This is a genomic window from Candidatus Polarisedimenticolaceae bacterium (genome assembly GCA_036376135.1).
GTDB lineage: Bacteria > Acidobacteriota > Polarisedimenticolia > Polarisedimenticolales > DASRJG01 > DASVAW01.
On record DASVAW010000050.1, the window covers coordinates 34,341 to 49,349 of the forward strand.

Annotated in this window: 12 protein-coding genes; 3 read left to right on the forward strand and 9 right to left on the reverse strand. The window is 71.5% G+C overall.

The window, feature by feature from the left end; genetic code table 11:
- Positions 1 to 71 precede the first annotated feature (71 nt).
- The 5 genes from VF139_04795 to VF139_04815 all read right to left on the reverse strand — a co-directional run bounded on the left by VF139_04795 (position 72) and on the right by VF139_04815 (position 5,292).
- Positions 72 to 1,382 carry a polymer-forming cytoskeletal protein gene (locus VF139_04795; protein HEX6850704.1) on the reverse strand — a complete coding sequence of 437 codons (1,311 nt, stop codon included), beginning with the start codon at positions 1,380 to 1,382 and terminating at the stop codon, positions 72 to 74.
- 115 nt (positions 1,383 to 1,497) lie between these two features.
- Positions 1,498 to 2,253, reverse strand: coding sequence for a response regulator (locus VF139_04800; GenBank protein HEX6850705.1), 756 nt, complete (start codon positions 2,251 to 2,253; stop codon positions 1,498 to 1,500).
- A complete protein-coding gene (locus VF139_04805) occupies positions 2,250 to 3,341 on the reverse strand; it encodes a histidine kinase (protein HEX6850706.1) in 1,092 nt (363 codons plus the stop codon). Before VF139_04805 ends, VF139_04800 begins: the two co-directional genes overlap by 4 nt.
- Positions 3,338 to 4,528: a PP2C family protein-serine/threonine phosphatase gene (locus VF139_04810; GenBank protein HEX6850707.1), complete on the reverse strand. Its 1,191-nt coding sequence runs from the start codon at positions 4,526 to 4,528 to the stop codon at positions 3,338 to 3,340. Before VF139_04810 ends, VF139_04805 begins: the two co-directional genes overlap by 4 nt.
- Entirely contained in the window at positions 4,516 to 5,292 is a 777-nt protein-coding gene (locus tag VF139_04815) for a hypothetical protein (GenBank protein ID HEX6850708.1), read from the reverse strand. The genes VF139_04810 and VF139_04815 overlap by 13 nt, the downstream gene beginning before the upstream one ends.
- A gap of 19 nt (positions 5,293 to 5,311) precedes the next feature.
- Here VF139_04815 and moaA point away from each other — a divergent pair, with 19 nt between their 5' ends.
- Positions 5,312 to 6,304 carry a GTP 3',8-cyclase MoaA gene (gene moaA, locus VF139_04820; protein HEX6850709.1) on the forward strand — a complete coding sequence of 331 codons (993 nt, stop codon included), beginning with the start codon at positions 5,312 to 5,314 and terminating at the stop codon, positions 6,302 to 6,304.
- Here the strand turns inward: moaA and VF139_04825 are convergent.
- A complete protein-coding gene (locus VF139_04825) occupies positions 6,301 to 7,005 on the reverse strand; it encodes an LON peptidase substrate-binding domain-containing protein (protein HEX6850710.1) in 705 nt (234 codons plus the stop codon). The two genes, moaA and VF139_04825, sit on opposite strands and share 4 nt — an antisense overlap.
- 107 nt (positions 7,006 to 7,112) lie before the next feature.
- Between VF139_04825 and VF139_04830 the strand changes: the two genes are divergently transcribed.
- Together VF139_04830 and VF139_04835 are read left to right on the forward strand one after the other, a co-directional pair.
- Positions 7,113 to 10,649 (forward strand): M14 family zinc carboxypeptidase, encoded by a 3,537-nt coding sequence (locus VF139_04830; GenBank protein HEX6850711.1) that lies wholly within the window; start codon positions 7,113 to 7,115, stop codon positions 10,647 to 10,649.
- Positions 10,650 to 10,696: 47 nt separating this feature from the next.
- The gene (locus VF139_04835; protein HEX6850712.1) at positions 10,697 to 11,659 is read left to right on the forward strand and encodes a type II secretion system protein GspG; all 963 of its coding nucleotides are present in this window, start codon (positions 10,697 to 10,699) and stop codon (positions 11,657 to 11,659) included.
- A 4-nt stretch (positions 11,660 to 11,663) separates the two neighbouring features.
- On the opposite strand, the gene VF139_04840 is transcribed toward VF139_04835, so the two are convergent.
- The 3 genes from VF139_04840 to polX all read right to left on the reverse strand — a co-directional run.
- The gene (locus VF139_04840; protein HEX6850713.1) at positions 11,664 to 12,545 is read right to left on the reverse strand and encodes a rhodanese-like domain-containing protein; all 882 of its coding nucleotides are present in this window, start codon (positions 12,543 to 12,545) and stop codon (positions 11,664 to 11,666) included.
- Positions 12,546 to 12,585: 40 nt separating this feature from the next.
- Positions 12,586 to 13,242 (reverse strand): endonuclease III, encoded by a 657-nt coding sequence (nth, locus tag VF139_04845; GenBank protein HEX6850714.1) that lies wholly within the window; start codon positions 13,240 to 13,242, stop codon positions 12,586 to 12,588.
- The coding region (gene polX / locus VF139_04850; protein HEX6850715.1) for a DNA polymerase/3'-5' exonuclease PolX at positions 13,239 to 15,009 on the reverse strand (1,771 nt) is incomplete at its 5' end. The genes nth and polX, both read right to left, overlap by 4 nt.

The window sequence follows — 15,009 nt, forward strand, 5'->3', positions numbered from 1 at the left end:
CGTGCGCAGGTCGATCGTCCCGGCACGCGCCGGAGCGCATGCGAGCGCGAGGCCGAGCGCGATCGGTCGGATCAGACGGTGGCGGGAGCCGCGTCGGGAGGCGGCGCCGACGGTTGCGACTTGTTGCGCTTGCGCTGGACCCACCAGTTGCGCGTGGAGATCACGACCGTCCCGGGGCCCGCGAGGAACGTCGCCACCAGCACCATCACGCCCAGGACCGGGACCTGTACCGCCAGCCACCACACCGCCAGTCCCCCGGCGAACTGCGTGTAGCGCGAGGCGTTCTCGCGCCCCAGGCGGCGAAAGATCAGATCGCCCACCCAGGCCGAGACCGGCACGTAGGTGAACGGCACCATCGCGAAGAACAGGAACCAGTACGCGATGACGAGCGGGATCGTCACGATCAGGATCGCGACGAAGATGGCGGCGAAGGGGGAGAGCCACGCGAGGAATCCTACCCCGACGCACTGCAGGGGCTCGTCGCGCAGGTTCGTGACGAGGTTCGGGACCAGACGCCGGCCGAGGGCGACGAGGGCGCTGCCCAGCGCCAGGAGGACGACGTAGAAGACGAGGAAGAACGTGAGCCCCGTGCCGTCGTCGTCCTCCCTGGAGGAGGACCGGCCCGAGCGCGGGTGGATCACGATCGGGGACTGGGTCACGGCAGGAGCCTCGACGATCTCGCGACCGTCCTCGTGGAGGCTCCCCTTCACGACTCCCGTGCCGCGCAGGTCCGTCGCCTTGCGCGCGGCGAAGCCGAGGTCGCCGTCGATACGCGCGCCGGGGTCGACGATGAACTCGTCGACGTCCACGCGCGCGTCGTTCTCGATCACGCCGGAGAAACGCAGCACGCCGCCGGCGACCTTCGTCTCGCCCACGATGGTGCCGAGGATCTCGACTTCCTGGCCGGTCAGCACCGCGTCCCCTTCGACGCGCGCCTTCGGACCGATCACGATCTTCCCGCCGGCGAAGGTCAGGTCGCCGCGGACGATGCCGTCGATACGGGCGTCCGCCACGATCAGGCGGGTGTCCTCGCCGACCTCGCCGGAGATCACCGCGCGCTCGCCGGTGGCCTGGAGGTTGCCGGTCACCTTGCCGGCGACGCGGGTGTCCTTGGAGAACGCCCACAGGCTTCCGTCGAGGGTGCCGTCGATCGAAACCGCCTGAACGAACTTGACCGCGCGTCCCTCGTGGACCTTTCCCTTCGGGACCTGCCAGATCCCGTCGCCCTCGAGGTTCGGGACGTCGGGGACTTCCGGCACTTCCGGGACCGCCGCCACCGGCGGGGTGGGAGGGGGCGGAGCCGACTCCTGCGCCGGAAGCGCGGACCAGGAGCACAGGAGGAGGGCGATCGGCATCACGGTCCGGAACGGGCTGTTTCTCATCGCCGTGGCCTCCTTCCCCCGTGGCCTACGATGCATGGTGGCGTCCCGGGTTCGACCCCGGCAACCCGTTCCCGGCCAGCGGTCGAATCCGCAAAACGAGCGGTCCCGGGGCCCGTCACCACGGAATCCTCTCGCGCAGTTTCTGGGCCTGTCGCCGGCTCAGGGGAAGCTGCGTCTTGGCCTCGTCGCGGATCACGAGCCGGTAGGTCCCGGCGTCCCCGGGCACGATCTCGCCGATCTTCGCGAGGTTCACGAGATAGGCCCGGTGGGTACGGAAAAAGGACCCCTCGAGGCTGACCTCGAGCTCGGCGAGCGACTTCTCGACGAGGTACCGCGTTTCGCCCACGCGCGCGTGGACGAGGGTGTCGTCGGCCTCGAACCACGCGATCTCCGACGGGTCGAGGAGGACGATCTTCGCGCCCCGCTTGGCGGGGATCCGGAAAGGGAGCGGCTGGCCCGGGGGCTTCATCGCCTCGAGCACGCGCGCGACCGGGGCGGAGGCGTCCTCCTTGGCCGCGACCGCCGCGCGCACCCTGTCGAGCGCCGCGGCCAGGCGCGGCTTGGCGAACGGCTTGAGCAGGTAATCGACGGAGTTCACCTCGAAGGCGCGCACGGCGTACTGATCGAACGCCGTCGTGAAGACGACCCGCGGAAGGTGTTCGAGGCGGCGAAGCACCTCGAACCCGTCGCCCCCCGGCATCTGCACGTCGAGGAACAGCAGGTCGGGACGTTCCCCGTCCACGAGCGCGACGGCCGTCTCGACGTCGCCCGCCTCGCCCACGATCTCGACGTCCGCGTGCTCGGCGAGCATGCGCCGCAGTCGGTCGCGCGCGGGGGACTCGTCGTCGACGAGGACGCATCGAAGGTTCATGGTTCGCTCCTCCCGGCAGCGGCGAACGGCAGCTCGACGCGGGCGCAGGCGCCTCGGCCTCCCGGACCGGCGACGAGATCGAATCGGGCTTCCCGACCGTAGCGGGTCTCGAGGCGGCGCCGCACGTTCCCGAGCGCGTGGTCGTGGCTCACGAGGGTCGCGGGATCGGCGCGAAGTCCGGCCCCGTCGTCGGCGACCTCGACGCACAGGCGGCCGTCGGCGACGGCCGCCGCGATGCGCACCGTGCCGCCGCCGGGAACGGGGGCGATTCCGTGGCCGACCGCGTTCTCGACGAGCGGCTGAAGGATCAGCCCGGGCACGAGCGCCGCGCGCGCGCGAGGGTCGATCGTCCACGCGACGCGAAGGCGGTCTCCGAACCGGGCGCGCTCGATCGTGAGGTACTGCTCCACGAAGTCGAGCTCCTCGGACAGGGCGACCGCGTTGGCGCCGGCCGCCTTGAAGGTGTAGCGGAAGAGGCCGGCGAGGGTGAGCACGACCTCTTCCGCCTTCTCCGGATCGGCGCCGACGAGCGAGGAGATCGTGTTGAGGGTGTTGAAGAAGAAGTGCGGGTTGATCCGCGCCTGCAGCGCCGAAAGCTCCGCGCGGGCGGCCTGCTCCTGCAGGCGGGCCTCGACCAGGCGGACCTCCTCGACCTCGCGCAGCGACTCCGCCAGGCGCCAGCGCATCCCCTCGTAGCTCCACGCGACGTTGCCCACGACGAGGGCGAGGACGGAGTTCACCGACGCCAGCGCGAGGACGCGCGTCGGGTCGGCGAGGGCGAAAAGCGGGAAGAGGGTGATCGCGAGGAAGGTCCCGGCGAACGAGCCGGAGAGCAACGCGATCTCCAGGAGCGCGAAGCGCGCGACCGGAGGAAGTCGGCGCAGCCTGGGGTAGAGGACGACCGCCGACAGGAAGACGCTGAAGCCGACGACGTTCGCGAAGACGACCGACACGGCGAGCACGCGGGAGTCGAAGCCCCCCTCGCGGAAGACGCCCACCGCGAGTCCGGTCGCGGCTCCGGCCACGGTGCTCCCGGCGCCCCAGGTCAGGACCTGCGCCCAGAGCGCCGTCGCCCGCGGCGCGCTCACATCGCCCTCACGACGACGAGGGTCAGGTCGTCGTGGGGGGGCGCCCCGCCCCGCCAGCGATCGACCTCGCGCTCGATCTCGTCGAGCGCGGCCTCGAGACCTCCCCGGCGGTGGCGCGCGAGGATCTCGACCAGCCGATCCTCGCCGAACTCGTTCCCCTGCGGGTCGGGGGCCTCGACCACACCGTCGGTGAAGAACGCCACCACGTCGCCGGGAGCGAGCACGCGGACGTCCTCCGCGTAGCGGCGGTCGGGGAACAGGCCGATCGGCATCCCGCCGGCCGTGAGACGGATCGACCCTTCCGCGCAGAGGTGGATCGGCGGGACGTGCCCGGCGTTGCTGAAGGCGAGCGTGCGTGCCGCGCCGTCCCACGAGGCGAAAAAGCAGGTGGCGTAACGGGCGGCCGACGTCGTGTCGTGCAGCATCGTGTTGAGCCGCGCCTGGACTTCCGCCGGCGGAACGCCCGGGAGCGCGATCGAACGGACCGAGCCCTGGAGCCCCGCCATCAGGAGCGCCGCGGGGATGCCTTTCCCCGACACGTCCGCGATCACGATGGCGAGGCGGTCGCCCGCGAGGGGCAGGAAGTCGAAATAGTCGCCTCCCACGCCCACCGCGGGGATGCAGCGCCCGGCCAGCTCGAGGCCGCGCACCTCCGGGAGGCGCCGGGGAAGCAGCTCGTGCTGCACCTCCCGGGCGATCGCGACCTCGCGCTCGAGCCGCTCCTTCTCGCGCAGCGCCTGGTAGGAGGCCTCGATCTGGCGCCGCATGGTGTCGTAGGTGAACAGCGCGAAACCGGTGAGGACGGCGAGGATCGCGTTCACGAGCACGATCACCGAGACCATGCGCAGGTTGGCCAGGGCGTAGAGCGGTTGCGAGGCGAGGACCGCCACGGAGCCGAACACGGTCCCCGCGAACAGGGTCATTGCCTGGAGGCCGAAACGCACCGAGGTCGACAGGCGCCGGAACATCGGGAAGACCACCCGCGTGGACAGAAGCGACGTGAACCCGACGACCTCCGCGAAGAGGACGCTCGTGGTGAGCAGCGGCACGAAGTCGGCGCGCCTCTGGGTCGCGAAGACGATGCTGGCGGCCACGAGGCATCCGACGAGCCCCCAGGTCAAGGCCCACGCCGCGGCGAAGATCCAGGAGGAGCGCCGGGTGGGCGCCGCCTCGATCAGCGAGGCCACGCCCGCTCCAGGACGAAGGCGGCGGCGACGAGGGCGGCGAACGTCGCCGCCGCCGCGGGGGCGGGGACCGGCACGGGCCTGCCGGCGGCCTCCGCGAGGAGCGGGATCGTCGCGACGGCCGCGATCCAGGCGAGCGACGGGTAGTCGCCGGTCGCGGTCGCCAGGGCGAGGGCGGCAAGCGAGGCGAGTACCCCGAGGGCGAGGGCCTCGCGGGGAAGTCGGCCCGCCTGGGTCGTCGTCGCGGCGAACACCCCCACGGGAAGCGCGGCGACGAGCGCCCCGAGCGACGCCTCGGAGCTTTGCGCCGCGTACCCCCCCACGACCGCCGCCGGGCCGAGGGCGACGAACGCGCACGCGAACGCGGGGCCCGGGCCGTACTGGGCGAGGGCGAGCGGCGGGACCGCATACGCCGCCCCCGCGAGCGCGCCGAGGAGGGCCCAGCCGAGCACGGCGGCTCCCGAAACCCACGCGACGCCGAATCCGAAGGCGGCGGCCAGCGCCAGCGAAGCGCCGGCGAGGGTCGCCGCCTCCTGCACCGTGGGCTCCCGCCGGTCGGAGAGCGGGGTTTCCGGGTGGAAGATCGTGTCGGCGAGGTGCCCGGCGAACGAGGCCAGCCACGACCCGAGCAGGCACGCGACGAGGACGCCCGGGCGGAAGGGGAGGCGATCGTGCAGGGCGAAGGCCGCCCCCACGAGGACGCAGGCGGGAGCGACGAGCGTCCGCGTGCCGCCGACGACGCGGAGCCAGAGTGGGAGACGGTCCACGGCGCCTATAATAACGATCGTGCCCCTCGTCGACGGCTTCGGACGCGTCCACGACGATCTTCGCGTGTCGGTAACCGACCGCTGCAACCTCCGCTGCGCCTACTGCATGCCGGAGGAGCCGGAGTGGTTCCCGCGGGAGGAGATCCTCCGCTACGAGGAAGCGGCCCGGCTGGTCCGCGTGGCCGCGGAGCAGGGGATTCGCAAAGTCCGTGTGACCGGAGGGGAGCCCCTCGTGCGACGCGACGTCGACGTCTTCGTCGCCGCCGTCGCGGCGATCCCGGGGATCGACGACCTCTCGCTGACCACGAACGGCGTGCTCCTGGAGAAGTTCGCCCCGCGGCTCGCCGCGGCGGGACTCCGGCGCGTCAACGTGAGCCTCGACTCCCTGAGGCGCGATCGCTTCGCGAGGCTGACGGGGCGCGACCGGCTCGCCGACGTGCTGCGCGGCCTCGAGGCCGCCGCCGCGGCCGGCCTCGGCCCGGTCAAGATCAACGCGGTGCTCCTGCGAGGGATCAACGACGACGAGGCGATCGATCTCGTCGCGTTCGGAAGGGAGCGCGGCTACGAGGTGCGCTTCATCGAGTTCATGCCCCTGGACAACGACCGCACGTGGGACCTCTCCCGGGTCGTGAGCGGGGCCTCGGTCCGGCGCGCGCTCCACGCGCGCTGGCCTCTCGTTCCCGACCCCGACCGCGATCGGCGCGCTCCCGCGACGCGGTTCCTCTTCGCGGACGGCGGGGGCGCCGTCGGGTTCATCAACTCGGTGACCGAGCCGTTCTGCGCCGACTGCGGGCGCCTCCGCCTCACCTCCGACGGGAAGCTCCGCGTCTGCCTCTACGACGACCGCGAGGACGACCTCAAGGCGGCGATGCGCGCCGGCGCGACCGACGCCGACCTCGTCGCGCGGATGCAGGCGGCCGTGTCGCGGAAGGGGCGCGGCGGCGCGGTGGACATCCTCGAGCGCCGGGAGGCGCTGCCGCTGCGCCGCACGATGCACCAGATCGGCGGTTAGTTCACCGAGTTGTCGCCTTCGTCGCTGCCGCGCAGGGACTTGAGGCGCAGCACCCGCTCGAGGACCTCGTTGAGCATCGCCGCCGCCTTGGCGTGCCGGCGCAGGAGATCGCTTTCCTCCAGCAGCGCCTGCCGGACCGCCGGGTCGACCGGGAGGTTCGCGCAGGCCCCGTTCACCGCGGTGTCGAAGGGGATCCGCTCGTCGAGCACGATCCCCTGGCCCCCGCGGTCGGTCAGCTCCCGCACGAGGCAACCGTGGGAGGCGAGCAGGTCGAGCTTCGCGGCGCGCAGGGCGGGGGAGGCGTCGTCGCCGCCGGCCTCGGGGATCTCCTTCGCGCGCACCGTGCGATAGGGCCGGTCGCGAACGACCTCCCCCAGCTCGACGCGCACGAGGCCGACGAGCCGCAGGTTGAATTTCCCGTCGGGCAGCGGTTCGAGATCCTCGATCCGTCCCACGGTGGCCACGGAGTGAAACGGCGGGTTTCCCTCGTAATCCTCCTCCCACCCCGGCCGGAGCAGGGAGACGGCGATCAGCCCCGCCCCTTGCGTCGCGTCGCGGACCATCGCACGGTACCGGGGCTCGAAGACGTGCAGAGGAAGCACGGTGCGAGGGAAGAAGACCACGTTGGGGAGCGGGAAGACCGGCACCAGGTTCCCCGCGGGGAGGATCCTGGACTCGGGCGAGCCTTCGGCGCCGGACATGCCGGGATTCTAGCGCCCGCGCAGACCGCCCGCCCCGCCCCAGATTTACGTTGACGCAACCGCATTACGACGGTAGATCGGCCCTCCAATCCCTCGGGGGGGAATCGATGATCCGTCGCCTGGCCGCCGCCGCCGCGCTCCTCGTCTGCTCGCTCCCGCTCGTCCACGCCGAACCGGCGATGTCCCGCGAGCGGCTCCTGCTCCGGGTCATGGCCGTCGACCCCGAGCGGATGCTCCCGGACCTGTACCGCCTCGATCTCGACTTCGCCGGGTTCGACTCGAAGTCGAAGGCGGTCGACGTGATCGGCGACACCGCCACGATCGGCTTCCTGCGCAACCTCGGGTTCGAGGTCGAGGTCGTCCGCGACGTCTCGACGACGTCGGATTCGTTCGAGGCCCTGTCGGACTACCTGAGCCCGGCCGAGGTCGCGCAGCGGATCGACCAGTACGTGGCCGCGTACCCCGCGCTCGCGAAGAAGGAGGCCTACGCCACGACCGTCGAGGGGCGGACGGTGTGGGCGGTGAAGATCTCCGACAACGTGGCCGTGGACGAGGACGAGCCTGCGGTGCTCGTCGTCGCGCAGCACCACGCCCGCGAGGTGATGACCCCCGAGATCGCGATGGACGCCGTGGACTACCTGCTGACGCGCTACGCCACCGACCCGCAGGTCAAGGCGTGGGTCGACGCGACCGAGATCTGGATCCTTCCCAACCACAACCCCGACGGCACGAACCACGTCTTCACCGCGGACAGCAATTGGCGCAAGAACCGGCGGAACAACGGCGGGGGGGTCTTCGGCGTCGACCAGAACCGGAACTACCCCTTCCAGTGGAACGCCTGCGGCGGCTCGTCGGGGGATGCGTCGAGCGACACCTACCGTGGTCCGTCCCCCGCCTCGGAGCCCGAGACCGCGCAGGGGATCCTCGAGCTCGCACGGCGGGAGCGGCCGGTGATGGCGCTGTCGTATCACACCTACTCCGAGCTCGTGCTGATGCCGTACGGGTGCACCGGGTCGCACACCCCCGAGCGCGAGACGTTCCGGCGCATCGCGTCGGAGGTCGCCACGCGCCTGGTCGGCGACACCGGCACGAGCTGGTACCAGCCGGGATCGCCCTGGGAGATCCTCTACGCCGTCGACGGCGCCTCCGACGACTGGTTCTACGGCGAGCTCGGCACCTACAGCATGACGATCGAGGCGAACACCTCGACGCAGGGCTTCCAGCCGGACTACGCGACCTGGCGCAACGGCACCGTCGAGCGCAACCGCCCGGGGTGGCAGTACCTCCTCGATCGGATCGGCGGCTCCTCGGTTCGCGGCCACGTGACGAACGCCTGCACGGGCGCCCCGCTTTCGGCGACCGTCGCCCTGGACGAGGTCGTGTACTCCAACGGCGAGACGACGCGCACCGCGACCCCGCAACACGGCCGCTACCAGTTCCTGACGACGCCCGGGACGTTCACCTTGCGCGCCGCCCTGTCCGGGTATCGGGGGCAGGCCTGGCCGACCGAGGTCGGCTCGAAACCGTTCGACCGCGAGATCCGGCTCGTCCCGACCGGATCGCGGGGGCTCGCCGTGCGCGCCGTCCGGGTCGCCGACGCCGCGGGAGACGACGACGCCCAGGCCGATCCGGGCGAGGCGACCTCGATCGGCGTGACGCTGCTCGCGACCGGCGAGACCCTCACCGGCGTGACGGCGACCCTCTCGACCACCGACCCGTGGGTGACCGTGACCCAGGCCAACGCCGCGTACGGCACCCTCGCCCCCGCGGCCGAGGCGGAAGGGCTCTTCTCGATCCAGGTGTCGCCCGACGCCCCCGACGGCCACGTCGCGACCCTGACCGTCACCTTCGGCGCGAACGAGGCGCTGTGCACCGCCTCCGAGACGGCGGCGCTGCGCGTCACGCGCGGCTACCCGAGTTGTCCCTTCACGGTGGAGACCCTCGACGCCAACCCCGGCTGGACGATCGCCAACGCCGGGACCGGGGGCTGGCAGTTCGGCGTGCCGTCGGTCGTCGGCCCGACGGGCGGCCGCACGGGCAACAACGTCTACGGCACGAACCTCTCGGGGAACTACGGCGGCAACGGCGACTTCCGCCTGACGACGACGCCCTTCGACCTGCGCGGCCTCCGCGGCTCGGAGCTTCGTTTCTGGCGCTGGCTCAAGAACGAGCCCGGATACGACCTCGCCACCGTCGAAGCCTCGGTCGACGGCGGGGGGACGTGGACGGAGATCTGGAAGGGGTTCCACTGGGGCGAGGGGTGGCAGGAGGAGCGCGTCGACCTCTCCGCGTTCGCCGACCAGGCCGACGACGTGCGATTCCGCTTCAAGCTCACCTCGGACACCGGGACCGAGCAGCCCGGGTTCTACGTCGACGACGTCGGCGTGTGCGGGGAGGCCGTCCCCTCGGCGGCCGGGAAGCTCTCCTATCTCGCCCACGCGGCCGCGGAGATCGGACCGACCGGCTCCAACGGCAACGGCACGATCGACGGCGGCGAAACCGCCGTCGTGTCCCTGCAGATCCGCTCGAACCGCGACGTCGTCTCCACGGGGGTGGAGGCGTTCCTGAGCACGAACGAGCCCGGCGTGACGATCCGCAACGGATGGGCCGGGTTCGCCGACGTCCCCGCGGGAGGATCGGGGGACAGCCTCGCCCCGCACTTCACCGTCACCTTCGACGGCACGACCTGCCGGAAGACGGTTCCCTTCACCCTCGACCTGCGCTGGGACGGCGGCCGCTCGGTGAGCACCTTCTCGATCCCGATCGGCTCCGACCGCACCGTCGTGATCCTCGCCGACGACTTCGAGTCCGACCTGGGCTGGACGACCGGCGGGAACGCGACGCTCGGCTACTGGGTGCGGGAGGATCCGAACGGGGTGACGGCGGGCGGGCTGCCGGTCCAGCCGGAAGACGATACGACGCCCTCCCCCGGCGTGCGCGCGTGGGTGACCGGGAATCCGCGCACCAACGGGAATTTCAACCCGTCCTCCGGCGACGTCGACGGCGGGACCGCCTGGCTCCAGTCCCCGATCTTCGACGGCGCCTTCGCGACGCGGCTCCAGCTCGACCTGAAGCGCTGGTTCACGCGCAAGAACCCCGGACAGTTCGACAGCTCGACCTTCCAGCTGCGCGTCTCGAGCGACGGCGGGACGACCTGGCGCGATCTCGAGACGCTCACGGGCGACGCGGCGGCGTGGAACCCGGTCGCCCTCGACCTCGTCAACTTCGGCGCTCCCTCCGACCAGATGCGCCTCCGGGTCGAGGTGACCGAATCGACGATCGCCGGGGACACGCTCCTCGAGGGACTGATCGACGACGTCCGCGTCGAGCGGACCCGTCGCGAGTGCGATCCGTACACCCCCGCCGCGGCGCAGGCGCCCAACGGCGTCGGCGATACCGTGCTCGCGTCGATCGACGGCGACCACCTGCGCCTCGAGTGGCAGGCGCCCCCGGTCGATGGCGCGCACTCCGCGGCGACGGGGTATCGCGTCTACCGCTCGGCGAGCCCTTCGGGCGGATTCGCGGTCGCGGCCTCGCCGACGGCGCCGGTCGCGGTGCTCGCGGACGAGCGCATCACCCCGGGGAGTGCGTTCTATCTCGTCGCGGCGGAGAACAACGGGGGGGTGTCGGCGGACGCGCCGTAGCGGGGGCGTGGTAGCCTCCGGGGCAGCTCGGCCCCGGAGGGACCGCCATGAACTGCAGCTCCTGTGGGGCGACGCTCGTCGAGGGCGCCGCGTTCTGCACCCGTTGCGGGGGCGCCGCGAGCCCCGTCCCCGTCCTCCCGGCGGTCGTGAAGCGGCCGACCGGCGTGACGCTCCTCGCAATCTACGACTTCGCGGCGGCGGCGCTCACGCTCGCCGTCACGCTCGCCGCGGTCGCCTTCTTCCGCCAAGGCAACGCCGTGGGGCTCGGCGTGATCGGGGGGATCACCGGGGTCTTCGGCGTGTTGCGCCTCGCCGCGGGGTGGGGGCTGCTCGTGGGGGCGGGGTGGGCGAGGATCCTCCACTTCGTCCTCTCCGGATTCGGCTTGTTGAACCTCCCCGTCGGCACCGCCGTGGGGATCACCTCGTTCATCTATCTCACGCGTCCCGCCGTGACGCTGTGGTTCGCCAAGCGCGACCCGGCGACCTGGACCCCCGGGGAAACCGCGACATGGAACCGCGCGGCCGTCGGCTCGATGAACGCGGGAGTGGTCGTCGCGATCGTCGCCGGGGTGGCGGTCGTCGGGGTGTTCTTCGTCGGCATCCTCGCCGCGATCGCGATCCCGAACTTCCTCAACGCCGTCGATCGCGGCAAGCAGAAGCGGACGATGGCCGACCTGCGGTCGATCGGCACGGCGATCGAGTCGTTCGCCGTGGACCACGACGCGTACCCGGTCCTCGACGGCGGATTCGTCCCCGTCGGCGCGCTGAAGGCGCAGCTGGAGCCGACGTATATCACCGCGATCCCCGAGCAGGACGGTTGGGGGCACCCGGTGCTGGTCCGCTCCGACGGGCGGAGCTACGTGCTCGTGAGCGCAGGCAAGGACGGCACGCCCGACGTACCGGACTTCGCGTACGGTGAGACGGATCTCGCCCCGACGACGACGTTCCTCAGCGATATCGTCTTCTCGAACGGGACGTTCGTGCGGTACCCCGACGGGGTGCAGCGGTAGGCGGCTACTCGGGCTTGCGCGCCACGATCCCCGCGAGAGCCTTGGGCCCGTGTACGCGTGTCGCGGGCTCGATCCCTTCCTCGTGGCGGAGGATCTGCCAGTCGGAGAAGACCTCCGCGAGCTCGCCCGGGTGCACGAGGTGCGCCGGATTCGTCGGCGGGCCGAATTGCGGCTGCTCGGTCGTGTACGTCTGATAGACGACGACGCCCCCCGGCTTGATCCCGTCCTTGATGTCGCGGAAGAGCGGGCGGTGCAGGAAGTTGAAGACGACGATCACGTCGAACGTCTCGATCGGGATGATGTAGCTGCCGTCCTCGACGTTGCCGACGACGGCGCGGATCGGGGCGCCCATGCGGCGCGCTCTGCGGCGGGCGTCCTCGACCACCCTCTCGTTGACGTCCACCCCGTCCACGTCGAACCCGCGGGTCGCGAGGTACACCGCGTTGCGCCCGTTCCCCATCGCGACGTCGAGCGCGAGCCCGCGCGGGAGCAGGTCGAAGTGCTCGATGAGAAACCGCGACGGCGCGATCAGCGCGTGGGGATGGTTCGGGAGCGACTCGCCGTTGGAGAGCGGGCCGGGCCACGTCGCGAGGCCCCCGTCGAGGGTGTAGAGCGGCTTGAACCCGCGCTCCGCGAGGAAGCGGCAGGCCGACACGCTGCGGTACCCCTGCTGGCAGATGACCGCGATCGGCGTGCCGCCGTTGGGAAGCTGCTCCCACGCGTGCTCGAGCTCGTGGAGCGGGAGCAGGACCGACCCCGGGATGTGCCCGTGGCGGTATTCGACGTCGGTGCGGACGTCGAGGAGGAAAACCGGCTCGCCCATGGCGAGCTTGCGGTAGAGCTCGTCCCCTTCGATGCGCTGGTATCGGTCGTCGAGCCGAAACACCGGTGCCCCTTTGTTCCCGCGGGCACTCTAGCGCACGGGTTCAACCCTTCTCCCGCCGGGGTGCGGCGGGGAACGGACAGAGGGGCCGGAGCGTGCAGGTTTCGCAGAGGGGCTTGCGCGCGTTGCAGACCCTCCTCCCGTGCCAGATCAGCGCATGGGAGGTGAAGGTCCAGTCCGATTCCTCCAACAGTTCCATCAAGTCGCGTTCGATCTTGACCGGATCCGACTCCTTGGACAGGTCGAGCCGGGCGACGAGGCGGGTGACGTGGGTGTCCACGGGGATCGCGGGTTTCCCGAACCAGGTCCCGAGCAGGACGTTCGCGGTCTTCCGGCCGACGCCGGGAAGCCCGACGAGGTCCTCCATCCGGTCCGGGACCGTCCCCCCGTGGCGCTCCACCAGAGCCTTCCCGAGGCCGACGAGGGCCTTCGCCTTGTTCTGGAAGAACCCGGTCGACCGGATCTCCTCCATCAACGTCGGGAGGTCGGCGTTCGCGTAGTCGGCGGCCGACCTGTATTTCCCGAAGAGCGCGGGGGTGACGAGGTTGACGCGTTCGTCGGTGCACTGGGCCGAGAGGACGGTCGCGACGAGCAGCTGGAGGGCGCTCGCGTGATGCAGCGCGCAATCGGCGTCGCCGTAGAGACGGCGCAGCTCGGCGACGATCTTCGCGGCGCGCTCGCGCCGCCTCGCCTGCGTCACGCGCGGGCCCTCGCCCGTCGATCGCGCAGCCACGCCAGCAGGCGATCGAGCGGCCACGCGTTGAGGACGTCCTCCGCGGTGCACCAGCCCTTCCGCGCGACGCCGACGCCGTAGTCGACGTCGCTCAGCCCCGCGGTGTCGTGCGAGTCGGGGTCGATCGCGGTCTTCATGCCGCGTGCGATCCCGTAACGGAGCGCGGGCGGATCGAGGTCGAGCCGCTGCGGGTGCGCGTTGATCTCGACGGCGACTCCGGCGGCGGCCGCGGCGTCGAGCACGCGGTTCAGGTGGAGCGGGTACCCGTCGCGCGTGAGCAGCAGCCGCCCCGTGGGGTGGCCGACGATGTCCACGAAGCCGCCGTCGATCGCGCGGACGATCCTGGCGGTCTGCTCGTCGACGGGGAGGTTGAATCGGCTGTGGACCGACGCCACGACGAGGTCGAAGGAGGAGAGGACCTCGTCGGGGTAGTCGAGGGAACCGTCGGCGAGGATGTCGACCTCGGTTCCCTTGAGCACGCGGAAGGCGCCGGCGTAGTCGGCGTTGATCCGGTCGATCTCGGCGTGTTGCTCTCGCACCCGCTCGATCGAGAGCCCCCCGGCGTACGCCGCGGCGCGGGAATGGTCGCACAGGCCGAGATACGCCATCCCCATCGCGCGCGCGGCCTCGGCCATCTCGCGGATCGAGGCGGTGCCGTCCGACCAGGTCGAGTGGACGTGGAGGATCCCCTTCAGGTCGGAACGCTCGATCAACCGTGGGAGCGTGCCGGCCTCCGCCGCCTCGATCTCTCCCGCGTCCTCGCGCAGCTCCGGCTCGATCCAGGGAAGGCCCAGGGCGCGGTAGATCGCCGTTTCGTCGCCGGCCGCGGTCTCGCGCCCGTCCTCCGCGACGAGGCCGTATTCGTTGAGCTTGAGGCCGAGTTTCCCGGCGCGGGCCCGCAGCGCGATGTTGTGCGCCTTGCTCCCGGTGAAATAGAGGAGCGCGAACGGGTACGCCTTCGCCGCGACGACGCGCAGGTCGGCGTTGGGGCCCGACTCGAGGGCGACGCTGCACTTCGTGTCTCCCTTGCCGATCACCGCCGCGACCCCCGGCGCCGTCGCGAAGGCGTCGAGCACCTTCGCGGGGTCCTTCGCCGTGCAGACGACGTCGATGTCCTTCGAGGTCTCCCCTCGGCGGCGGGCGGAGCCCGCGACCTCGGCACGCTCGACGCCGGGAATCGCGCGCACGAGCGCGAGCAGCCGGTCGGCCTCCGCGCGGATGAGGGGTTGCAGGAAGCGCGACGCGTGGTCGCGCACGCGGGCGATGCCGTCCAGGATCTTCTTCTCGGAGGCGGCGCCGAACCCCTCGAGGTCGCGCAGCTTCCCCTCCTTCGCCGCGGTCTCGAGCTGCGCCAGGGTGGCGATGCCCAGATTCAGGTGGATCGCGCGGGCCTTCTTGGGGCCCAGGCCCGGGATCTTGAGCCAGTCGAGCATCCCCGCCGGAACCTGCCTGCGCAGGTCCTCGAGGTAGGGGAGCCGTCCGGTCGTGACGAGCACGCCGATCTTCTCGACGAGGGCGGGGCCGAACCCCTTGATCTCGCCGAGTTGTTTCGCGCGGACGAGTGTGTCGAGGTCGCGGTCGAGCCCGCGAAGCACCCGCGCGGCGTTGGCGTAGGCCCGCGTCTTGAAGGGGTTCTCGCCGAGGAGCTCGAGGAGGAGGCCGATCTCCTCGAGGGCGTCGGCGACCGCGGCCTTGTCGCTCATCGCGGGACGACCCGCCAGCGCGTGTACAGCT